Annotated in this window: 19 protein-coding genes; 15 read left to right on the top strand and 4 right to left on the bottom strand. The window is 63.1% G+C overall.

The window, feature by feature from the left end; genetic code table 11:
* Positions 1–10 precede the first annotated feature (10 nt).
* From mnmC to NCS28_RS13655, 7 genes are all read left to right on the top strand, one after another.
* Entirely contained in the window at positions 11–1,813 is a 1,803-nt protein-coding gene (gene mnmC, locus NCS28_RS13685) for a bifunctional tRNA (5-methylaminomethyl-2-thiouridine)(34)-methyltransferase MnmC2/FAD-dependent 5-carboxymethylaminomethyl-2-thiouridine(34) oxidoreductase MnmC1 (RefSeq protein WP_250514309.1), read from the top strand.
* Positions 1,814–2,636: 823 nt separating this feature from the next.
* Entirely contained in the window at positions 2,637–3,839 is a 1,203-nt protein-coding gene (locus NCS28_RS13680) for a cation:proton antiporter (protein ID WP_250514308.1), read from the top strand.
* Between the two features lie 42 nt (positions 3,840–3,881).
* Positions 3,882–4,994 (top strand): YbdK family carboxylate-amine ligase, encoded by a 1,113-nt coding sequence (locus NCS28_RS13675; protein ID WP_187608108.1) that lies wholly within the window; start codon positions 3,882–3,884, stop codon positions 4,992–4,994.
* Between the two features lie 728 nt (positions 4,995–5,722).
* On the top strand, positions 5,723–6,367 hold the full coding sequence (locus NCS28_RS13670) for a MarR family winged helix-turn-helix transcriptional regulator (RefSeq protein WP_250514307.1): 645 nt from the start codon (positions 5,723–5,725) through the stop codon (positions 6,365–6,367).
* A gap of 132 nt (positions 6,368–6,499) precedes the next feature.
* Positions 6,500–7,225, top strand: a complete 726-nt coding sequence (locus tag NCS28_RS13665) for a glutamine amidotransferase (RefSeq protein ID WP_250514306.1) — start codon at positions 6,500–6,502, stop codon at positions 7,223–7,225.
* A gap of 109 nt (positions 7,226–7,334) precedes the next feature.
* Positions 7,335–8,447: an NADH:flavin oxidoreductase/NADH oxidase gene (locus tag NCS28_RS13660; protein WP_250514305.1), complete on the top strand. Its 1,113-nt coding sequence runs from the start codon at positions 7,335–7,337 to the stop codon at positions 8,445–8,447.
* Between the two features lie 178 nt (positions 8,448–8,625).
* Positions 8,626–9,090 (top strand): SET domain-containing protein, encoded by a 465-nt coding sequence (locus tag NCS28_RS13655; protein WP_061116610.1) that lies wholly within the window; start codon positions 8,626–8,628, stop codon positions 9,088–9,090.
* Between the two features lie 54 nt (positions 9,091–9,144).
* On the opposite strand, the gene NCS28_RS13650 is transcribed toward NCS28_RS13655, so the two are convergent.
* Together NCS28_RS13650 and NCS28_RS13645 are read right to left on the bottom strand one after the other, a co-directional pair.
* Positions 9,145–10,599, bottom strand: coding sequence for a sensor histidine kinase (locus NCS28_RS13650; protein ID WP_250514424.1), 1,455 nt, complete (start codon positions 10,597–10,599; stop codon positions 9,145–9,147).
* Between the two features lie 80 nt (positions 10,600–10,679).
* Complete coding sequence (locus tag NCS28_RS13645) at positions 10,680–11,366, bottom strand: response regulator transcription factor (protein ID WP_035499390.1); 687 nt, start codon at positions 11,364–11,366, stop codon at positions 10,680–10,682.
* Between the two features lie 176 nt (positions 11,367–11,542).
* Here NCS28_RS13645 and NCS28_RS13640 point away from each other — a divergent pair, with 176 nt between their 5' ends.
* Together NCS28_RS13640 and NCS28_RS13635 are read left to right on the top strand one after the other, a co-directional pair.
* Positions 11,543–11,773, top strand: a complete 231-nt coding sequence (locus tag NCS28_RS13640; protein ID WP_250514304.1) for a DUF3717 domain-containing protein — start codon at positions 11,543–11,545, stop codon at positions 11,771–11,773.
* 248 nt (positions 11,774–12,021) lie between these two features.
* Entirely contained in the window at positions 12,022–12,525 is a 504-nt protein-coding gene (locus tag NCS28_RS13635) for an Lrp/AsnC family transcriptional regulator (RefSeq protein WP_250514303.1), read from the top strand.
* Here the strand turns inward: NCS28_RS13635 and NCS28_RS13630 are convergent.
* A complete protein-coding gene (locus NCS28_RS13630; protein WP_250514302.1) occupies positions 12,483–13,013 on the bottom strand; it encodes a class IV adenylate cyclase in 531 nt (176 codons plus the stop codon). The genes NCS28_RS13635 and NCS28_RS13630 overlap by 43 nt on opposite strands.
* Before the next feature lie 116 nt (positions 13,014–13,129).
* Positions 13,130–14,032 carry a LysR family transcriptional regulator gene (locus NCS28_RS13625; RefSeq protein WP_250514301.1) on the bottom strand — a complete coding sequence of 301 codons (903 nt, stop codon included), beginning with the start codon at positions 14,030–14,032 and terminating at the stop codon, positions 13,130–13,132.
* A 171-nt stretch (positions 14,033–14,203) separates the two neighbouring features.
* Here NCS28_RS13625 and NCS28_RS13620 point away from each other — a divergent pair, with 171 nt between their 5' ends.
* The 6 genes from NCS28_RS13620 to NCS28_RS13595 all read left to right on the top strand — a co-directional run bounded on the left by NCS28_RS13620 (position 14,204) and on the right by NCS28_RS13595 (position 21,012).
* Complete coding sequence (locus NCS28_RS13620) at positions 14,204–15,880, top strand: GMC family oxidoreductase (RefSeq protein ID WP_250514300.1); 1,677 nt, start codon at positions 14,204–14,206, stop codon at positions 15,878–15,880.
* Between the two features lie 349 nt (positions 15,881–16,229).
* Positions 16,230–17,009, top strand: a complete 780-nt coding sequence (locus NCS28_RS13615; protein ID WP_008352429.1) for an ABC transporter ATP-binding protein — start codon at positions 16,230–16,232, stop codon at positions 17,007–17,009.
* On the top strand, positions 17,006–17,767 hold the full coding sequence (locus NCS28_RS13610) for an ABC transporter ATP-binding protein (RefSeq protein ID WP_250514299.1): 762 nt from the start codon (positions 17,006–17,008) through the stop codon (positions 17,765–17,767). Before NCS28_RS13615 ends, NCS28_RS13610 begins: the two co-directional genes overlap by 4 nt.
* A 75-nt stretch (positions 17,768–17,842) precedes the next feature.
* A complete protein-coding gene (locus tag NCS28_RS13605) occupies positions 17,843–19,063 on the top strand; it encodes an ABC transporter substrate-binding protein (protein WP_250514298.1) in 1,221 nt (406 codons plus the stop codon).
* Positions 19,064–19,156: 93 nt separating this feature from the next.
* A complete protein-coding gene (locus tag NCS28_RS13600) occupies positions 19,157–20,041 on the top strand; it encodes a branched-chain amino acid ABC transporter permease (protein ID WP_250514297.1) in 885 nt (294 codons plus the stop codon).
* The gene (locus tag NCS28_RS13595; protein WP_250514423.1) at positions 20,041–21,012 is read left to right on the top strand and encodes a branched-chain amino acid ABC transporter permease; all 972 of its coding nucleotides are present in this window, start codon (positions 20,041–20,043) and stop codon (positions 21,010–21,012) included. The genes NCS28_RS13600 and NCS28_RS13595 overlap by 1 nt, the downstream gene beginning before the upstream one ends.
* Positions 21,013–21,451: the final 439 nt, after the last annotated feature.

Raw genomic sequence — 21,451 nt, 5'->3', positions numbered from 1 at the left:
CTCCTATCGCATGACCGAATCTGAGCTTTTCGCGCCGCACGATCTTCCCGCGCGCTGGCGGCGCACGCGCGTTTTCACGTTCGTCGATACGACCTTCAGCGCCTTCCTTCCGCTCTGGCAGCGCTGGCGCGACGATGAAGAACGTTGCGACCGGCTGCATGTCGTGGCAGTTGCGACGCGCAAGGCGCTGGACGATCCACCTTCGACCGACGACGCATCGCCGCTCGCGTCCGAGCTCGCGCGCGCATGGCCAATGCGCGTGGCGGGCGTGCATCGCCTCGAGTTCGACAATGGCCGCGTGGTGCTGACGCTCGCCATCGGCGACGACGCGCAAGAGATGCTGTCCAAGCTCTGGCTGCGTGCCGATGCGTTTCATCTCGATCCCGCGGACGATCCGCGCAAGCTGTGCAAATCGCTCGCGCGCTTCGCCGGCGACGGCGCGACGGTCTGCGCGAACGCATCGGGTCCGCTTCATTCGGCGATGCGCCGCGCGCTGGAATCGTCGGGCTTCGAGTGCTTGTCGGAGGCGTCGGACACGCGGCTCGTTGCACGCTTCGCGCCGCGCTGGCGCGTGCGCCGCCACGAACCGCCGCTTCCCTGCGCCGCGACGATGCGCGAAGCCATCGTCATCGGCGCGGGCCTCGCGGGTTGCGCGGTGAGCGAGCGGCTCGCCGGGCGCGGCTGGCACGTCACGCTGATCGATCGTCACGCGTTGCCCGCGCGCGATGCATCGGGCAATCCGGCGGGCGTGTTTCATCCGATCGTCTGGCGCGACGACAGCGTCGCCGCACGCCTCACGCGCGCGGGCTTTCTCTACGCCTTGCGCCGATGGCAGGCGCTCGAAGAGGCCGATCACGACTTGCAGCGCAGCGGCGCGGGCCTGCTTCAGATCGCCGATACGCCCGGCGACGCCGATGCGCTCGCCGCCGCCATCGCGCGCTTCGCGTATCCATCCGACTACGTGCAGCCGATGACGCGCGAGGATGCATTGCGCATCGCGGGCGCCGATGTCGCGCGCGGCGGCTGGTTCTTTCCGCGCGGCGGTGCGATCTCGCCCGCGTCCGTTTGCGCGGCCCAAATCGCCGACGCCGCCGCCCGGATCACGCCGCGCATGAATACCGAAGTGACGTGCATCGCGCACGACGGACGCAACTGGAAAGCGTTCGATTCGAGCGGCGGCGAGATCGCCAGCGCACCGGTGATGGTGCTCGCCAATGCGCACGATGCCGCGCCGCTCGCCGGTCTATACGGCGCGCCGACGCGCAGCGTGCGCGGCCAGCTCACCGTGCTTCATCCATCCGCGCTCGATGACTTGCGTGTGCCGATTGTCGGCGAAGGTTATGCGGTGCCGCTCGGTGCCGATGGCACGCTCGTCGGCGCGACCTATGACATCGACGATCCCGACGGCGGCATCCGCGAAGACGGGCATATGGAAAACATCGAACGCGTCGCGGGCATGTTGCCGGAACTCGCGTGCGCGCCGAAACGAATCCGCGCGGGCCGCGTCGCGTTCCGCTGCGTGACGAGCGATCGCATGCCGATGATCGGCCAGCTCGCCGACGAAAACGCCGCGCGCCGCGATGCGCGTCACCTTTCGGGCGCGTGGCCGCTCGATCTGCCGCGCATGCCCGGTCTTTATGGCGCATTCGCATTCGGCTCGCGCGGGCTCGTCTGGGCGACGCTCGCGGCCGAACTGATCGCATCGCAGATCGAAGGCGAGCCGTGGCTCATCGAGCGCGAACTCGCCGATGCCATCGACCCAGCCCGCTTTTTGCTCAGGGCACTCCGTCATGGAGAGATGGGCGCGGCGTAGTTGTCCCCGGCGTGCTGTGGATAACCGGTTGAACAGCGGGCGAAAGTCTTGTGAACGCGATGTGCACGTAAACGGGACAAGTCAGCGATCACGTTTACGCGGCCAGAAGTTGTTCCGGGTTCACCGCATGGCGCCAACATGTTTACGGCCCGCTTCTGCTTTATCCAAATGATTGAATGAAAAGACGAAAGCCGGGTTATCCACAGAAGAGGCAGCTTCTTGTTAACTACTACTACGTTTATATACAGTAAACCTGTAAACACCTGACGGCGAGGCCATCGATCGGACGTAAACCGAAAAGCCGCAATGCCGCGAGAACGGCAACCGGTCAGCTTTTCCATCCGTGTTCTAGCTCGGCAGTCGCTTTTACTTCATAAGAATCATGAGCTTGGACTTTCTGTCAGGCGAACCGAGGTATGGCACAATCGCGCTTCTTCCTGCGTCGCGCCGTTCGGACGGCGACCGCTTCAATGGAACGATGGTTGCGCGCCAAGAATCTGATCAACGAAGCCGCGCCGTCGTTTGCTGTGTTCGGCCCGGCATTCGAGCGGGCGCCGCATGCGTTACCCGTGCCGCACGGATCCGAAATCTCCGGTGCGACATCGAGGGCATGCAAGGCGCATCGCAGTCAGCCGAACGCGTCGTCTAATCCGTGCACGTCCTGACCGTGACGCCGTGTTCGTTCGCATTTTCGTTTCGCCTGAATGAACCCACGCTCGCATAGCCGGGCAGATGCGCCTCGTCCGCGAGCGCGCGCCGTCGATGCGAGTCACGCAACGGAACGTGCACGCTCTGCTGCAGCAACGAAGGAGAAGCCAATACGATGAATTCGGCATTTTCATTTTTGCCCGCCTGGCCGCTCGAACCCGACGCCATTTTCTGGGCCGGTCTCGCGCTCGTCACGGCGGGACTCGCCGGAGAGCTGTTATGGCGCGCGTGGCGCTTGCCGCGCATCACCGGTTTTGCGGTGATCGGGCTGATCGCGGGCAACGCGGGCCTCGGCGTGATCGATGCAAGCGCGGGCGGCCTGTCGCGGCCGCTGCTCGATGTCGCGCTCGGGCTACTGCTCTTCGAACTCGGCGGACGGCTCGATCTGCGCTGGATCCGTCGCAATCCGTATCTGATTCTGTCGAGCATCGCCGAGTCGACGCTCACGTTCGGCCTCGTGCTGATCGCGCTGACGCTGCTCAACGTGCCGACGATGCCATCGATCGTAGTCGCCGCCATCGCAATGGCCACGTCGCCCGCAATGGTCATTCAGTTGAAGACCGAACTGCGCGCGGAAGGCCAGGTCACGCAACGTCTTCTCACGCTGACCGCGCTGAACAGCATGTACGCGGTGATCGTCGAGAAGCTCGCGGCGGGCGTGCTGCATCAGGAAATCTACGGCAACGCACTCGCGACCGTGTTGCAGCCGCTCTATCTGCTGATCGGCTCGCTCGTGCTCGCGTTCCTGCTCGCGCGTGCCTGCAATCTGCTGGTGCGGCGTCTGCCCGCGAACGACGAGCATTCGTTCGTCGCGCTCTTCGGGCTCGTGCTGCTGGCGATCGCGGTCGCGCACATCTTCAAGCTGTCGACGATTCTCGCGCTGCTCGCCGCGGGCATCATCGTGAAGAACGCCGACGAACGTCCGCAACTCTGGCCGTCGCACTTCGGCTCCGCCGGGTGGCTCCTGACTGTCATTCTTTTCGCGCTGACGCTCACGTCGTTCCACTGGCGCGATATCGCGCTCGGCGGCGTCGCGGCGCTCGGGCTGATCGTCGCGCGTTTCATCGGCAAGCTCGTCGGCGTGCTGATCTTCGCGAAGCCGAGCGGACTCGACTGGAAGCAGGGCGCGGCGCTCGGTTTCGCGTTGTCGCCGATGTCGGCGCTGGCGTACGTGCTCGTCGACGACATGTACGTGCTTTATCCGGACTACGATCCGACGCTGCGCGCGATCATCATGTGCTCGATCGTCGTACTGCAGATCGTCTCGCCCTTCGTGGTGTACCGTAGCCTGTCGGCCGTCGGCGAGCGGCGCGAGTAATCGCGCCCGCCCGGCTCAAGCATTGATCTTTCAAGAGGCGCCATGGCACTCGAACCTTTCATCAACTCCGAACCGTTCACGTTCGGCGTCGAGCTGGAGATCCAGGTCGTCAATACGCACGACTACGATCTGACCCGCGCCGCGTCGGACCTCATGCGTCTCATCAAGGACGAAAAAATTCCGGGCAACATCACGCCGGAAATCACCGAAAGCATGATCGAGCTTTCTACGGGCATCTGCACGACGCACGAGCAGGCCGTGACGGACCTTCGCAAGATCCGCGACACGCTCGTCGCCGCGGCGGACCAGTTGAACGTCGGGCTCGCGGGCGGCGGCACGCACGCGTTCCAGCAATGGAGCGATCGACAGATCTACGACGCGCCGCGCTTCCAGTACATTTCCGAACTGTACGGATACCTCGCCAAGCAGTTCACAGTGTTCGGGCAGCACGTGCATATAGGTTGTCCCGATCCGAATAGCGCGCTCTTCCTGCTGCACTCGATGTCGCGGTATATCCCCCATTTCATCGCGCTTTCAGCGTCGTCGCCGTACATTCAGGGCGTCGATACGGGCTTCCACTCGGCGCGTCTGAATTCGGTATTCGCGTTTCCGCTGTCGGGGCGCGCGCCCTTCGTGCTGACGTGGGACGGCTTCGAGGAATACTTCTCGAAGATGGTCAATACGGGCGTCGTCAACAGCATGAAGGACTTCTACTGGGATATTCGGCCGAAGCCCGGCTTCGGGACGATCGAAGTGCGCGTGATGGACACGCCGCTTTCGGTCGACAAGGCCGCCGCGATCGCCTGCTATATCCAGACGCTGTCGCGCTATCTGCTGCTCGACAAGCCGCTCACGCCGCGCGAGGACGACTACCTCGTCTACACGTTCAACCGCTTCGAGGCGTGCCGCTTCGGACTGGAAGGCACGTGCATCCATCCGCAAACGGGCGAGCGGCGCACCATCGGCGAAGACATTCTCGCGACGCTCGACGTGCTCGCGCCGCATGCCGAAGCGCTCGGCTCACAAGCCGCGCTCGCGGAAGTGGCGGACATCGCGCGCGGCGTGAATGACGCGACGTGGTTGCGCGGCGTAGTCGACAAGGAAAAATCGCTGCACGAGGCGGTCAGGCAGCAATGCCTTCAATGGCGCCGATGACGCCGCGCTTACGCTGACACGACAAGCGAATCACGACGAAAGGCCGCTTCGAGAAGGTTTCGAAGCGGCCTTTGTCTTTGGTCCGTATGAAACACGTGCATGACGCGCAAGGGGAATAAAGCGCTTGCGGCGGCGTTTGAAGAAGAACCGATTCGGCGTCTCTAAGGTTTACTTCAAGAAATCCGTATACATCCGTAATAGTGGTTAACAAGCCTTGCCCGACGCTGTGGAAAACGTCAAAAAGAGGTGCGGAGTCAATGTGCTAGCGAAGTGATAACCATGCGATCCGCGCGTGCGTCTCGACAAGGAATTCTGGACAACGGAAAGGTGCCTGGCGCGACGGCCAGTGTTATCAAGAATACGTACACGTCAAAGAAGACGCTTTTCCACGGGTTATCCACAGTTCTGCGTGGATAATTAAGGTGTACGTTTGTTCTATGTCGCTTAGAATGGCGACTTTGCTGGCATAGCGTTATAGTCGGCAGGAAAACAGCGCCACGAGCAGGACCATAAGAAGGCGCATAACGAAGAGGGTTGCAAAGTCCCCATTCAGGCATCGCTAATTGGCTTGGCACGCCTGAATTTTGAGACGGCGGGGACCTGGAACGAAGAGCAGTTCGCAAGGGGTTCGGAGTACATTCTGCGGGCGGCGTTTCGAACGAGGTGTTCGCGGTGGTTGCCGTGAACGTGCCGTCAGAACACATAAGCGGAACAACAAGCGAAAGACTATGAGTGAAGGCGTTTACGGAGAGCAGGCGACGGGGCGGGTGACCCACGGCCTGCTGAGGCTGAGCACCGCGATGCGCAGCCAGGCATGGGAATGGGCGGAAGGCGCGGGGCTGACGCCGACCCAAGGTGAAATTCTCGTTCTGCTGATGCAGCGCAAGGGGCCGATGCGCCTCGGCGAGATCGCACGTGAAACGGCGCTGACCGCCGCCACGACGAGCGATGCGGTGAGCACGCTCGAAGGTAAGGGTCTCGTCGAGAAGCGGCGCGCGATCGACGACGGCCGCGCACTCGCGGTGCGTCTGACCGCGCGTGGCCGCACGGCTGCGAAGAAGGCGCTGCAATGGCCGGACTTCCTCGCGAAGGCGGTCGGCACGCTGCGCGAGGACGAGCAAGTGGCGTTCTATCGCACGCTGCTCAAGACGATCCGTCAGCTCGAATCGCAGCAGCAGATTCCGGCGCACCGCATGTGCCTTTCCTGTTCGCACTTCGAGGCGAGCAAGAATCCGAAGAAGACGCCGCATCACTGCGCGCTTCTGCAGATCGACATGGCGGACACGGATCTGCGTCTCGACTGTTCGGTATACGAAGAAGCCGATCTCGCGACGCAGAAGAAGAGCTGGAAGGTCTTCGCCCAGGTCGCTTAATCGGGCGGACAGGCTGGAAAGCCATCTGGCGTCATCCGGCGCTGTGAGGCCGTGGCGAGTCGGTTAGACTGTGCCCGTCGCGTCTCGCCGCGAGGCGCGGCTCGTCACTACTTCGTTCCGAGAATGCCGCCGATGAAACATGAAGTCCTGGCGATTCGCCACGTCTATTTCGAAGATCTGGGCAGCCTCGAACACGTGCTCGGCGATCGCGGCCATCTCGTGCGCTATCTGGACGTCGGACGCGGCCGCATCGATGCGCCCAATCCGCTGGATCCTTCCTTGCTCGTCGTGCTCGGCGGGCCGATCGGCGCTCATGAGGACGCGCATTATCCGCATCTCGCGCCGCTGCTTTCGATGCTCGAAAAGCGCATCGCGGCGGGCTTGCCGACGATCGGCATCTGCCTCGGCTCGCAACTGATTGCGCGTGCGCTCGGCGCGCGCGTGTATCCGTCGGGCAAGCTGGAACTCGGCTGGTCGCCGCTCGAACTGACCGACGCGGGACGCGCGTCCGCGCTGCGGCATCTCGAAGCCGACGGCGCGCCCGTGCCGATGTTCCACTGGCACGGCGATACCTTCGATCTCCCCAAGGACGCGACGCTGCTCGCATCCACCGATCTCTGTGCGCATCAGGCATTTTCGTGGGGCGAGCACGTCCTCGCGCTGCAATGTCATCCGGAAGTGCTCGTCGAGCGTTTCGAGAGCTGGCTCGTCACGTATCCGGGCGATATCGCGCGCAGCGGCACGACCGTCGCCGCATTGCGCGAGGACACCGCGCGTCACGGCGCGAAACTCGAGCGCGCCGCCCGCGCGATGTTCGGCGAGTGGCTCGACCGCTTCGCCGTGGCGGACGCGCGCTGAACGTGTGATGGTATGAACCGTCGCGCCGCGTTTGGTGCGGTCTGCGTCCCTGCACGAAAGAAATCGCGGTGCTATTCTCGATCGCTCCTTCTAGCGACGAGTCACCGTCATGAGCGCGCTGTTCACTCCCACGACCCTACGCAGCCTCCATCTCCCGAACCGCATTTTCGTGTCGCCGATGTGCCAGTACTCCGCCGAGCGCGGCGAGGCGACGGCGTGGCACATGATCCATCTTGGCCAGCTCGCGTTGTCGGGCGCGGGCATGCTGTTCATCGAGGCGACCGCCGTCGAACCGGACGGCCGCATCACGCCGGGCGATCTCGGTCTTTGGGACGACGCCACCGAAGCCGCGCTGCGTCCGGTGCTCGCCGCGATCCGCGAATATTCGAAGATCGCGGTGACGATGCAGTTGTCGCACGCGGGCCGCAAGGCGTCGAGCCGCAAGCCGTGGGAAGGCGGGCAACTGATTTCCGTCGCCGATGGCGGCTGGATGACCTTCGCGCCATCGGCCATTCCGCATAAGCCGGAAGAAACGCCGCCGCTCGCGCTCGACGCCGCCGGCCTCATCCGCGTGAAGGAAGCGTTCGTCGCATCGGCGAAACGCGCGGCACGACTCGGTATCGACGGAATCGAAGTGCACTGCGCGCACGGCTATCTGCTGCATCAGTTCCTGTCGCCGATCGCCAATCAGCGCACCGATGAATACGGCGGCTCGCTCGAAAATCGCATGCGCTATCCGCTCGAAATCTTCGATGCCGTGCGCGCCGCGTTCCCCGCCGACAAGCCGGTCGGCGTGCGCGTTTCCGCAACCGATTGGGTCGAAGGCGGATGGAGCATCGAAGATACGATCGCGTTCGCGTCGGAGTTGAAGAAGCGCGGCGTCGACTGGATCGACGTGTCGTCGGGCGGCGTCTCGCCGTTGCAGAAGATCCCGTTGTCATCGGGCTATCAGGTGCCGTTCGCGCAAGCCGTAAAAGAAGCGACGGGCGTGAACACCGTTGCCGTCGGGCTGATCACCGAGGCGAAGGAAGCGGAAGAGATCGTCGCGAGCGGAAAGGCGGACTACGTCGCGATCGCGCGCGCGATGCTCTACGATCCCCGCTGGCCGTGGCACGCCGCCGCCGAACTCGGCGCGACCGTCGCCGCGCCGCCGCAGTACTGGCGCTCGCAGCCGCGCGAACAGAAGAATCTCTTCGGCGAGATCACCATCGGGCAACGCTGAAGCCCCGAACATCGTCCAGACGGTTGAGCATTCACGCACCGGGAGTGTAGGATACCGGTGTGTTGAGCGCGAGCGTTCAACCGAGCGAACGCGGCGCCTTCGAGGCCACCGCGTTTTTTTTCATCCCGATGTTCATCTCGAGCGCGCGGGAGCGAAGCGTTATTTAAGGATTCGTTCGATGAGTTCACGCAGGGTCACCGTTCGCCGCTCCGGCGTCCATGGCAAGGGCGTGTTTGCCGTGAAGCGGATTGCCGCGGGCGAGCAGGTGATGGAATACAAGGGCGAGCGCATTTCGTGGAAGGAAGCGCTGCGCCGCCATCCGCACAACCCCGAAGAGCCGAACCACACGTTCTACTTCGCACTCGACGACGGCCGCGTGATCGACGGCAAGATCGAAGGGAATAGCGCGAAGTACATCAACCATTCGTGCGCGCCGAATTGCGAGGCCGAGGAAGTCGAAGGGCGCGTGTTCATTCACGCGTTGCGCGACATCGAGCCGGATGAAGAGCTGAACTACGACTACGGGCTCGTCATCGACGGCCGTATCACGAAGAAGCTCAAGCAGGAATACGAGTGCCGATGCGGCGCAAGGAAATGCCGCGGCACGATGCTCGCGGTGAAGAAGGAGAAGAAGAAAAAGTAGGTCGCGCGCCCGCTGATTCGATTCGTAAGAGCCACGCGAGAACGTGGCTCTTTTTCATTGCTCGGCGGGCTTCGCTTCCTTGAGCGGCATGCGCACGATGAAGCGCGCGCCGCCGTCGGGCGCGTCCTCGTAATGCACGGTGCCGCCGTGCAGCACCATGATGTCGTGAACGATCGCGAGCCCGAGTCCCGCGCCGCCTTCCACGCTTTGCCCGTCGCCGCGGAAGAAGCGCTTGAAGAGATCCGGCTGCTGATCCGGCGGCACGCCGGGACCGTTGTCCTCCACGACGACTTCGCCAAAGCGGCGGCCGTTCGCGTCGGTCCATTCCGTGACCGTCATGGTCATGCGGGCGCCTTCGATGCGGAACGGCGGAATGTACTTGAGCGCGTTGTCGATCAGATTCGCAAGCACTTCGCGCGCAAGCACGACGTTGCCGCGCACGATCATCGGATGCTCGTTCTCGGGATCGTCGAGACGCTGGAAGCCGAGATCGACGTGCGCCGCGAGTGCGCGCGGCACCCACTCCGCGCCGGTTTCGAAGGCGAGCGCGGCGAGATCGAAATCGGCGAAGCGCGCCGCCTGTTCGCCCGGCTCGGCGCGCGCGAGAGACAGCAGTTGATTCGACAGACGCACCGCGCGATCCGCCGATGCGCGCAACTCCTTCACCGCCTCGACGGCCTTGTTGGGATCGCGCGAACTGAGTGCCTGCTCCGCGTGGAGCTTGACCGCGGTCAGCGGCGTACGAAGCTGATGCGCGGCATCGGCGATGAACTTGCGTTGCGCATCGAGCGCGGTCTGCAGGCGCACGAGCAGGCCGTTCATCGCGCTCGTGAGCGGACGGATTTCGCCGGGAACGTAGGTCTCGTCGACGGGCTCGAGCGAGATGTGCGTCTGCTGATTGAGCGCGTCGGCGAGATCGGTGAGCGGGTTCAATTGCTGATTCACGACGCGCCACACGATCACCCAGCCGGCGAGCAGCAGCAGCGCGAGCGGCATCATGATCGCGATCAGGAACTCCACGGCGATCCGATAGCGCGAGCCGACGCGCTGCGCCACTTCGACGACGATCGGGTTGCCCGTCGGCTGCGGCACGCGCACTTGCGCCGCGCGCACGGACACGCCCTGGAAGTGCGTCTCGAAGACATAGGCGTAATGGATGCGCCGCACGTTGGTGCCGGTGAGCGGCAGATCGGGTTCGCCGGCGATTTCCTCGTCGCCCGTGCTGATGCGGTAGATGAGCTGCTCGACGGGATCGGAGAACATCGCCTGCGCGAGCGGCGGCACGGTGACGGGCGCATCGACGCCCGCGAGCTGAATCTGCTTGGAAATGGCGGTCGCGAGATCCGCAAGCGAGCGGTCAACGACGTGTTGCGTGTACTGCCAGGCGAGCCAATAGGCCATGAGACCGCTCATCAGCGCGAGCAGGGACAGCGGCGCGGCGAGGCGGCGCAGCAGGGTGCGCCGCAGACTCGGGGGCGCCGGCGTCCGGGTGGCTTTCGATCGCGCCAGATCGAGCCAGTCTTCGCGGGCGAAACGCTGATCGCCCGCGCGGCGTGTGGGGAGTCGCAAGGCGGTCTACGGCAGAGGCGTCACGCCGCTTGCCGGATCTCCTGAAGCAGATAGCCGAAGCCCCGAACCGTCACGATCTCGACGCGCGTGTTCTCGAGTTTTTTGCGCACGCGATGCACATAGACTTCGATGGCCGTATCGCCGAGATCGCCGCCGAAGTGCGTGAGGTGATCCTGCAACTGCGCCTTGCTCACGACGCGGCCGTGGCGCAGCAACAGCATTTCGAGCACAGCGAATTCGCGCGGCGAGAGTTCGAGCGGACGCTCGTCGTTGAAGATGCGGCGATCGACGCCCGACAGACGCAAGCCGCCCAGCGTCACTTCGGGGCGCGGCACGTCGCCGTGCGGGCCGCTGCGACGCATCACCGCGCGGATGCGCGCTTCGAGCTCCTGCGGCTCGAAAGGCTTCAGCATGTAGTCGTCGGCGCCGCTGTTCAGGCCTTGAACGCGGTCGTGCAGCTCGTCGCGCGCGGTGAGGATGATCACCGGCGTGTGGCGGTTACTCTGGCGAAAACGCGAGAGCAGCGTCATGCCGTCGATGCCGGGCAAGCCGAGATCGAGGATGACGAGTTCATGGCGGTTTTGCGCGAGCGCCTGCTCGGCGAAGATGCCGTCATGCACCATGTCGACCGTGAAGCCGGATTGTTCGAGGCTGCTTTGGATGCCGCGCGCGATGGGGCGGTCGTCTTCGATCAGAAGGATTCGCATGGAGTCGCTCAAGTACAATGGGTTGAGTTCAAGCGGGCGGGGCGGTCGGTGACATGCTCACATGCACGACGGGGCGGCGCGGGCTCGAGCCGGTTAAATCTCATATCTCATGCGGCGTCGCGACCGTATCCCGGAAGCCGCGAGCGGCCGTACACCGAATGTATTTCTGCCCGGACATGGCTGTCATCCCGATCTACGAACTCGAAGCCGCGATCAACTACTGGCGCGGCCGCTCCCCGTCTAGCGGCGACGAACTCAGCCTCTGCAAGGAAGCGAGCGCGCTGTCCAGGCCCTATGCGCTGCTGATTGTACAGCGTCAGTCCGGCGTGCCGCCCGAGCAACTGGACGACGACGCGCGCGCCGCGTGGGAAGCTTACGAGCGCTTCAGGAATGGTATCCGAGACTGAAAGCTAGCTGACGGCCGAGCTTTCTTTTTCCTGTTCGAATGCTTGCATTTATCCCGTTTTCGCGGATTTCCGCGCGATTTTCGCCTTTTCGAGTGTCATGGTTGGTAACACGTGCGTTACCTTGTTTGCTTCCGTAAGCATTTCGTCAATTGCGCGCGAAACGGCCTTTTCGCGCAAGGGGCTTGTGAGCGGCGCGGCGTCGATGCGATAAAGTCGCATACACCAACGCTCTCGCGCACATCTGCCTCATGCTCGAACTCGACCATTTCGACCTCGCCCTGCTCGACGTGCTTCAACGCTTCGGCCGCGCCACGCATCAGCAGTTGGGCGAGCAAGTGCCGCTGTCGCCGTCGCAGATCGGGCGGCGGCTGCAACGGCTGGAATCGACGGGCGTGATCGAAGGGTATCGCGTCGTCTTGCGGCCGGAGAAGCTCGGTCTCGGCGTGACGGCGTTCACGAGCCTTAAGCTGAAACATCACGGCGATTCGATCATCGAGCAGTTTCAGCAACAGATCGAGATGTTGCCCGAAGTGCTCGAATGCCACGCGACCGTGGGTGATGCCGATTATCTGCTGCGCATCGTAGCGCCCGATCTGAACGCGCTGTCAGGCTTCGTGATGAAAAAGCTGATGCGCGTGCCGGGCGTCGACAGCGTGCGCTCGAACATCGTGCTCACGACGTTCAAGCGCAACGGCCCGTTGCCGCTCTCTCATCTGGCCGACGACGATTCCGGGCTGAGCAGATCCACGTAGGCGAGCGGCACGAGGTCCGTCTGCGCGACTCCGAGGCGCGCGAACATCGCGTGCGCTTCCTGTTCGCCGCCGGCTTCGTCGTCGTCCTGACCGAGCACCACTTCGAGCTCGATGAAATCGCCCAGGCCGTCCACGCGATCCAGATGAATGCGCGTCCGACCGACGAGATACACGTGCCGCTCCTTCGAGACGATGCCGCGCGTCGTCAGCGCCTGCGCGAGCAGCGCGTGCATCGCTTCCGGATTCGTCACCGGGCTGCGCGAGTAATACGAGACTTTCGGGCCGTCGCGGTCGTCGCGCTGATAGAAGATCAGCTCGGACGGCGTGCCGTCGTCGAACTGGCGCAGCTTGAGGCGTCCGGTCGGCACGTCGTAGAAGAAGTCCTGCTGGCGGAAAACCAGCGGCGCGTCGGTGGCGAGCGCGGCTGCCCGCTCGCGCAGCTGGTCGAACTGATGCGCGCGCGCCTTGATTTCGATGTTGCGTGCCATGAAGGCTCCTCGAACACGGTTGGATGGATGAGCGAGGGCCCAGCCTAGCAAACAATCGATGAAGGTCGCTTGAATGCACTTACGCGCGGACTCGGTATTTCCACCGAGATGTCATGTCAAACAGCCCATTGCGCGTCGATCAGCCGCAGCGCAGCCGCGATCGCCGGTTCCTCGCGGCGCTCCGCGAGCGCAACGAACGAAAGCTGCGTCGGCACGGTGACGCCTTCGACGATCGTCAGCGCGTGCGCATGCGCTTGCGCCAGCGCGATCGAATCCCGCACGAGAGAAAGACCAACGCCTGACTTCACGAGATCGAGCATCGACGGCTCCTGATCCACTTCCGCGACGATCACCGGCATCGCGCCCGCCTCGCGGAAGATGCGCGACAGAAGCCGGTTGTGCGCCGACTCGGGCGGCGTCCAGATCCACGGCAGCTTGGCGAGCGCCGCCCAGTTGCGCTTGCCCTTGTTCACGCGGTTGTGCCAGCCCGCCGGCGCAAGCACGCGATACAGAAACGGCGTGAGTCTGACGACGTGAAAGCGCTCACCGTCGCGCGTGCCGTCGATGGCCGGATCGCCGATGTAATAGCCGACGTCCAGATCGCGCGCCCTCACGCGCTCCAGAACCCAGCCCGACATGCCGTGCCGCAACGACGTTTCGATGCGCGGATGCGTCTCCACCAGTTGCCGCAGAAAGCCGCCGAGCCGCAGGAAGTCGGGATCGAGGATCGTGCCGATGCGAAGCGTGCCGCTCACTTCGTGACGCAGCGCGGCAGCGGCGCGTTGGACATCGGCTGCGGCGGCGAGCGCGCGTTCGGCGTGCGGCAGGAGCGCTTCGCCGTCGCGCGTGAGCAGCAAGCCGTGCGACGTTCGCGAGAACAGCACGACGCCCAGCATTTCCTGCAGATTCTTGATTTGCAGGCTGACGGCCGGCTGCGTGAGATGCAATTGCGCCGCCGCGCGCGTGAGATTGCCTTCGCGTGCGACGGTGAGAAAAGCGCGCAGGAGAACGTAGTCCATCGGCTGATATTAGCGCGTCTTATATCGCGGTTGAACATATCTGATTGGATTCGCGGCCGCGTGCGGAAGTACTCTCGGTCTAATCGCGAAAGAAAGCGACGTCACGACGCCTTTCGCGAACTCAATCGAATCATCGAAGCCGCGCAAGACGGCATCGACTGGAGACACGTCATGAAGCAAAACGCACGCAAGCTGGAAGGCGAATTCGACTACATCATCGTAGGGGCGGGCACGGCCGGATGCGTGCTCGCGAATCGCCTCACCGAAGATCCGAACGTGAGCGTGCTGCTGCTCGAAGCGGGCGGCAAGGACGACTATCACTGGATTCACATTCCAGTCGGCTATCTTTACTGCATCGGCAATCCGCGCACGGACTGGCTCTACAAGACGCAGGCGGAACCAGGTCTCGACGGCCGCGCGCTCGCTTATCCGCGCGGGCGCGTGCTCGGCGGATGCTCGTCGATCAACGGCATGATCTACATGCGCGGCCAGCGCGAGGATTACGACGACTGGGCGCACATCAGCGGCGATCCGAACTGGTCGTGGGATTCGGTGCTGCCCGTTTTCATGCGCAGCGAGGATCATCACGGCGGCGGCAATTCATGGCATGGCGCGGGCGGCGAGTGGCGCGTCGAAAAGCAGCGCCTGAAGTGGAAAATTCTCGAGACCTTCGCGCAAGCCGCGCAGCAAAGCGGCATTCCGGCGACGGACGACTTCAATCGCGGCGACAACACGGGCGTAGGCTATTTCGAAGTGAACCAGCGCGGCGGCATTCGCTGGAACGCTGCGAAAGCATTCCTGCGCGAAGCGATGAGGCGCCCCAATCTCACGACGATCACCGGCGCGCATACGCAACGCCTCGTGTTCGAAGGCGCGCGCTGCGTCGGCGTGGAATATCGCGGCGGCGATGTCGATTACATCGCGCGTGCGCGCTTCGAAGTGATTCTCAGCGCGGGCGCGGTGAATTCACCGCAGATTCTCGAACTCTCCGGCATTGGCAATGGCGCACGTCTGCGACGTCTCGGTATCGATGTCGTGAAGAGCTTGCGCGGCGTCGGCGAAAATCTGCAGGACCACTTGCAATTGCGCATGGCGTACAAGGTCAACGGCGTGCGCACGCTCAACACGTTGTCGGCGCATTGGTGGGGCAAGCTTTTCATCGGCATGCAATACGCGCTGATGCGAAGCGGACCGATGTCCATGGCGCCATCGCAACTCGGCGCGTTCGCCAAGTCCAATCCCGACGATGCATCGATCAAGCGCGCCGATGTCGAATATCACGTTCAGCCCTTGTCGCTCGAACGCTTCGGCGAGCCGCTGCATGCGTTCAATGCGTTCACCGCGTCGGTGTGCAACTTGCGGCCGACATCGCGCGGCAGCGTGCATATCGAATCGCCGGATGCGCACGCGGCGCCGTTGATCGCGCCGAATTATCTGTCGACCGAGCGAGATCGCGAAGTCGCCGCGAATTCGCTGCGCCTCACGCGACGCATCGTCAGCGCGCCCGCGCTGGCTCGATACGCGCCCGAGGAAATTCTGCCGGGCATCCAGTTCCAGACGCAGGAAGAACTCGTCGAAGCGGCGGGCAAGGTCGGCACGACGATCTTCCATCCGGTCGGCACCTGCCGCATGGGCACGGACAACGATCCGGGCGCAGTCGTCGACAGCCGTCTGCGCGTGATCGGCGTGCGCGGCCTGCGCGTCGTCGATGCGTCGATTATGCCGACGATCACGTCGGGCAACACGAATTCACCGACCTTGATGATCGCCGAGCGCGCGAGCGAGATGATCCGCGAGGACAGACGCGGCATCGAAGCGGAAGAAGTGATCGCGACGGCGCTTGCATGACGGATCGGTGACGCGTGAATGGCGCGTGCATGACGCCGCGCCATTGAATGCTTATACGCACGGCGCATAAGCAGCCGCCGTGCCCCTATTGCGTGCATGCGTCGAAACTCCAAGCAAATCGTTAGTAAGTGCAAATCCCAATGATTGCGCTGCATCATTGGCGCGACAATGGCCCCGGAATTAGTGATGCTCGGCATACCTCGTGCACACTTTGTGCGGGCGCAACAGCGATGCATGAAGCGAAGCAGTACCGGGATGGAGACAACGTTCGGGTGCGCGCGCGGAAAGAAAAAATAAGGCGCAGGCGAATACGGATTTGCCCAGCGCTTCACTTCGCATGGAAGGGGACATGATTCTCGGCGACACCATTCTTGAAACGCGAGGGCTCACGAAGGAATTCAAAGGCTTCACGGCCGTGAATGGCGTGAACCTGCGCGTTCGCCGCGGTTCGATCCATGCGCTGATCGGACCGAACGGCGCAGGCAAGACGACCTGCTTCAATCTCCTTACCAAGTTTCTCGAACCCACCGCGGGCCAGATCGTTTTCAACGGCACGGACATCACGCGCGAACGTCCGGCGCACATCGCGCGGCGCGGGATCATTCGCTCGTTCCAGATTTCCGCCGTGTTTCCGCACTTGACGGTGCTGCAGAACGTGCGCATCGGCTTGCAGCGGCAACTGGGCACGTCGTTCCATTTCTGGCGCAGCGAGCGTTCCCTCGATGCGCTCAACGATCGCGCGATGGATCTGCTCACGCAAGTCGGCCTCACCGATTTCGCCGATACGAAGACCGTCGAGCTTTCGTACGGCCGCAAGCGCGCGCTTGAGATCGCGACCACGTTGTCGATGGAGCCCGAACTGATGCTGCTCGACGAGCCGACGCAAGGCATGGGTCATGAGGACGTCGATCGCGTGACGGCGCTGATCAAGAAGGTGTCGGCGGGCCGCACCATCCTGATGGTCGAACACAACATGAACGTGATCGCGGGCATCTCCGACACCATCACCGTGCTTCAGCGCGGCGAGGTGCTCGCCGAAGGCAGCTACGCGGAAGTGTCGAAAAATCCGCTCGTGATGGAAGCCTACATGGGCAGCGCCGATGCGGCGCTCACCGGAGCGCATGCATGAGTACGATCGTGGAGGAGCGCCGCTCGCGCGAGGCGAACGGCGCGGCGGGCAATGTGCCCGCGCTGGAAATCTCGGGTCTGCAGGCGTGGTACGGGGAATCGCACATCCTGCACGGCGTGGACCTCAAAGTGAATCGCGGCGAAGTGGTCACGCTGCTCGGCCGCAACGGCGCGGGCCGCACGACCACGTTGCGCGCCATCATGGGTTTGACCGGGCGAAGGACGGGTTCGATCCGCGTGAGCGGACATGAAACCATCGGTCTCGCCACACACAAGATCGCGCATTACGGGGTCGGCTATTGTCCGGAGGAGCGCGGCATTTTTTCGAGCTTGTCCTGCGAGGAAAACCTTCTCTTGCCGCCGATGATCGGCAACCCGAGAGAGGCGATGCCGCTCGACGAGATTTATTCGATGTTCCCGAACCTGAAGGAACGCCGCGCGAGCCAGGGCACGCGTCTTTCGGGCGGCGAGCAGCAAATGCTGGCCGTCGCGCGCATTCTGCGCACGGGCGCGAATCTGCTTCTGCTCGATGAAATCTCGGAAGGGCTCGCGCCGGTCATCGTGCAGACACTCGCGCGCATGATCCTCATGCTGAAGTCGCGCGGCTACACGATCGTCATGGTCGAACAGAATTTTCGTTTCGCGGCGCCGCTCGCGGATCGCTTTTACGTGATGGAGCACGGGAATATCGTCGAGCATTTCGGCGCGGGGGAACTCGAAGCGAAGATGCCGGTGCTGCACGAATTGCTCGGGGTGTAATCGATCCCCGGGCGCGGCACATCGGAAGGGCAAGACCAGTAATACCGCATCAAATCAAAACTCATGGAGACTGGAATGAAAAAGAAGACCCTCGCGCGCCTCTCTACTCTGTGCTTTGCGGCTGCGGCGGCGAGTGTGGCGGTGATGAGCACGAGCGCCAATGCCGCCGACAGCAACACGGTGAAGATCGGCTTCGTCACCGACATGTCGGGCCTCTACGCGGATATCGACGGACAAGGCGGCCTCGAAGCCATTCGCATGGCGATCGCGGATTTCGGCGGCAAGGTGAACGGCAAGCCGATCGAGCTCGTGTATGCGGATCACCAGAACAAGGCGGATATCGCGGCGTCGCGTGCGCGCGAATGGATCGACCGCGACGGCGTGAACGTGATCATCGGCGGAACGAATTCGGCGACGGCGCTCTCGAGCGCGCAGGTAGCGGCGGAGAAGAAGACACCGTACATCAACATCGGCGCGGGCGCGGACAACCTGACCAACGAGCAATGCTCGCCCTACACGGTCCACTACGCCTACGACACCATGGCGCTCGCGAAGGGCACCGGTTCCGCGGTGACCAAGCAGGGCGGCAAGTCGTGGTACTTCCTGACGGCCGACTATGCATTCGGCAAGGCGCTGGAAAAGAACACGGCCGACGTCGTGAAGGCGAACGGCGGCCAGGTGCTCGGCGAAGTGCGTCATCCGCTGTCGGCGTCGGACTTCTCGTCGTTCCTGTTGCAGGCGCAGGGCTCGAAGGCGCAGGTGCTCGGCCTCGCTAACGCGGGCGGCGACACCATCAACTCGATCAAGGCCGCGAAGGAATTCGGCATCACCAAGTCGATGAAGATCGCCGCGCTGCTGATCTTCATCTCCGATATTCACAGCCTCGGCCTCGAAACCACGCAAGGTCTCGTCGCGACGGATAGCTGGTACTGGAACAAGGACGACAAGACGCGCGCCTGGGCGAAGCGCTACTTCGACAAGATGAAGAAGATGCCGGGCAGCCTGCAAGCGGCGGATTACTCGGCCGTCACGACTTACCTGAACGCGGTGAAGGCGGCGGGCACGACCGACAGCGACAAGGTGATGGCGCAGCTCAAGAAGGCGAAGATCGACGACTTCTACGCGAAGGGCTACATCCGCGAAGACGGTTCGATGATCCACGACATGTACCTGATGGAAGTGAAGAAGCCGTCGGAATCGAAAGAGCCGTGGGACTACTACAAGATCACCGCGACGATTCCGGGCGATCAGGCGTTCGGCACCAAGGCGGAATCGCGCTGCAAGCTCTGGAAGTAAGCGTTCGGTAGTGCGCAAGCGTCGCGCGGCGGGCGGCCGGAAGGGTCGCTTCGCCGTCGCGGCCGCGTCAACACGTTTCTGACGGCAGGTTCAATGGAAATATTCGGCATCCCGCTCGCCGCAATGATGAGCCAGCTACTGCTCGGGCTGGTGAACGGCTCGTTCTACGCGATCCTTAGCCTCGGGCTCGCGGTGATCTTCGGCTTGCTCAACGTCATCAACTTCGCGCACGGCGCGCTCTTCATGCTGGGCGCGATGCTCGCGTGGATGGGCTATTCCTATTTCAACATCCCCTATTGGGCGATGCTGCTGCTCGCGCCCATCGTGGTCGGCCTGTTCGGCGTGGTCGTCGAGCGCTCGATGCTGCGCTGGCTCTACAAGCTCGATCATCTCTACGGGCTTCTGCTCACGTTCGGCCTTACCCTCGTGATCGAAGGCGTGTTTCGCTCCATCTACGGTTCTTCCGGGCAGCCGTACGACGTGCCTTCGCTGCTTCAGGGCGCGACCAATCTCGGCTTCATGTTCCTGCCGAACTATCGCGCGTGGGTGGTGGTCGCGTCGCTCGCCGTGTGCTTCGCAACGTGGTTCGTGATCGAGAAGACGCGCATCGGCGCGTATCTGCGCGCGGGCACGGAGAATCCGAAGCTCGTCGAGGCATTCGGCGTCAATGTGCCGATGATGATCACGCTCACCTACGGCTTCGGCGTCGCGCTCGCGGCGTTCGCGGGCGTGCTGGCGGCGCCCGTGATCCAGGTGTCGCCGCTGATGGGCCAGTCGATGATCATCACCGTGTTCGCGGTCGTCGTGATCGGCGGAATGGGCTCGGTCATGGGCTCGATCCTGACGGGCCTGCTGCTCGGCGTGATCGAGGGCTTCACGCGCGTGTTCTATCCGGAAGCGTCCGCGACGGTCGTCTTCGTCATCATGGCGATCGTGTTGATGATTCGCCCGGCAGGACTCTTCGGCAAGGAAAAATGATGCAGAGAAAAGCGCTCTATGGCCTGTTGCTCGTCGGCCTGATCGTGGCGCCGTTCGTCGGCGTGTATCCGCTCTTCATGATGAAGGTGCTGTGCTTCGCTCTGTTCGCGGCGGCGTTCAACCTGCTGATCGGCTATACCGGGCTGCTGTCCTTCGGTCACGCGATGTTTCTCGCGACCGCCGGCTATGTCGCCGGGTATTCGATCCAGACGCTGAACGTCACGCCGGAGCTCGGCGTGATCGCGGGCACGGCGGCGGCGACGCTGCTCGGGCTCGTCGCCGGTCTGCTCGCGATCCGGCGCCAGGGCATCTACTTCGCGATGGTCACGCTCGCGCTCGCGCAGATGGTGTACTTCGTGTTCCTGCAGGCGCCCTTCACGCACGGCGAAGACGGTCTGCAAGGCGTGCCGCGCGGCAGGCTCTTCAACGTCGTCGATCTGGGTAACGACATCACGCTCTACTACGTCGTGCTCGTCGTGATGCTGCTCGCGTTCGCGCTGATCGTGCGCATCGTGCATTCGCCGTTCGGGCAAGTGCTGATCGCGATCAAGGAGAACGAGCCGCGCGCGATTTCGCTCGGCTACGACACGTCGCGCTACAAGCTGCTCGCGTTCGTGCTGTCGGCGGGACTCGCGGGCTTCGCGGGCGCGATGAAGACGCTCGTGCTCGGCTTCGAAACGCTCGGCGACGCCTACTGGACGATGTCCGGCCTCGTCGTGCTGATGACGCTCGTCGGCGGCATGAGCACCATGTTCGGGCCGTTGCTCGGCGCGGCGATCATCGTCGCGCTGGAAGACCGGCTCGGCGATATCGGCAGCGGCATTGCACGGGTGACGGGCGTCGCGTGGTTCAACTCGCTCGGCGAATCGGTGACGATCGTGACAGGCGTCATCTTCATCGCGTGCGTGCTGGCGTTTCGTCGCGGGATCGTCGGGGAGATCATCGCACGGGTTCGGCCGCTGCAAGGGTAAGCCGATTTAGTTCGAAATGCGAAATAACCGACAATTCAAAGAAGCACGCTGTATTGCAAGAAATACGCCCCGTTGAGGTGCTTTTATGCACCACTAGGGTAAATGCTAGGTTGTCGTGCAGTGTTGCGTTCTTTAACATGCGTTCTAGTTCTGTTGCACCCAGATTTTTGAGGTGGAGAACGAGGAGACATGAGGCACAAAGTGCCCGACCGAAAAGCGCTGTTGGATGAGTCCAACAGCGCTTTTTTTATTGCCGTCGATAATACGAATAAAATCCCCACGAGGGTAGTCAGGCGGGTTTTCCCGGGCACTCAAAACCCTTCAAAACGCTTGCTGGACGGCGGTTTCGTCCGCTAAACTGCATTTCCCGACCCGGTGGTCGGCGATTCAAAGCAGGCGCGACTCGGCGGCATATTCGCAGGCAAGTACTTCACGCATA

The sequence above is a fragment of the Caballeronia sp. INDeC2 genome (assembly GCF_023631325.1).
GTDB lineage: Bacteria > Pseudomonadota > Gammaproteobacteria > Burkholderiales > Burkholderiaceae > Caballeronia.
This window is presented reverse-complemented; position numbering and strand designations above follow the sequence as displayed.

Excerpts from the sequence above, each read along its gene's own strand:
- mnmC (WP_250514309.1), top strand. The coding sequence starts at position 11 with ATGACCGAATCTGAGCTTTTCGCGCCGCACGATCTTCCCGCGCGCTGG.
- NCS28_RS13680 (WP_250514308.1), top strand. The coding sequence starts at position 2,637 with ATGAATTCGGCATTTTCATTTTTGCCCGCCTGGCCGCTCGAACCCGAC.
- NCS28_RS13675 (WP_187608108.1), top strand. The coding sequence starts at position 3,882 with ATGGCACTCGAACCTTTCATCAACTCCGAACCGTTCACGTTCGGCGTC.
- NCS28_RS13670 (WP_250514307.1), top strand. The coding sequence starts at position 5,723 with ATGAGTGAAGGCGTTTACGGAGAGCAGGCGACGGGGCGGGTGACCCAC.
- NCS28_RS13665 (WP_250514306.1), top strand. The coding sequence starts at position 6,500 with ATGAAACATGAAGTCCTGGCGATTCGCCACGTCTATTTCGAAGATCTG.
- NCS28_RS13660 (WP_250514305.1), top strand. The coding sequence starts at position 7,335 with ATGAGCGCGCTGTTCACTCCCACGACCCTACGCAGCCTCCATCTCCCG.
- NCS28_RS13655 (WP_061116610.1), top strand. The coding sequence starts at position 8,626 with ATGAGTTCACGCAGGGTCACCGTTCGCCGCTCCGGCGTCCATGGCAAG.
- NCS28_RS13645 (WP_035499390.1), bottom strand. The coding sequence starts at position 11,366 with ATGCGAATCCTTCTGATCGAAGACGACCGCCCCATCGCGCGCGGCATC.
- NCS28_RS13640 (WP_250514304.1), top strand. The coding sequence starts at position 11,543 with ATGGCTGTCATCCCGATCTACGAACTCGAAGCCGCGATCAACTACTGG.
- NCS28_RS13635 (WP_250514303.1), top strand. The coding sequence starts at position 12,022 with ATGCTCGAACTCGACCATTTCGACCTCGCCCTGCTCGACGTGCTTCAA.
- NCS28_RS13630 (WP_250514302.1), bottom strand. The coding sequence starts at position 13,013 with ATGGCACGCAACATCGAAATCAAGGCGCGCGCGCATCAGTTCGACCAG.
- NCS28_RS13625 (WP_250514301.1), bottom strand. The coding sequence starts at position 14,032 with ATGGACTACGTTCTCCTGCGCGCTTTTCTCACCGTCGCACGCGAAGGC.
- NCS28_RS13620 (WP_250514300.1), top strand. The coding sequence starts at position 14,204 with ATGAAGCAAAACGCACGCAAGCTGGAAGGCGAATTCGACTACATCATC.
- NCS28_RS13615 (WP_008352429.1), top strand. The coding sequence starts at position 16,230 with ATGATTCTCGGCGACACCATTCTTGAAACGCGAGGGCTCACGAAGGAA.
- NCS28_RS13610 (WP_250514299.1), top strand. The coding sequence starts at position 17,006 with ATGAGTACGATCGTGGAGGAGCGCCGCTCGCGCGAGGCGAACGGCGCG.
- NCS28_RS13605 (WP_250514298.1), top strand. The coding sequence starts at position 17,843 with ATGAAAAAGAAGACCCTCGCGCGCCTCTCTACTCTGTGCTTTGCGGCT.
- NCS28_RS13600 (WP_250514297.1), top strand. The coding sequence starts at position 19,157 with ATGGAAATATTCGGCATCCCGCTCGCCGCAATGATGAGCCAGCTACTG.
- NCS28_RS13595 (WP_250514423.1), top strand. The coding sequence starts at position 20,041 with ATGCAGAGAAAAGCGCTCTATGGCCTGTTGCTCGTCGGCCTGATCGTG.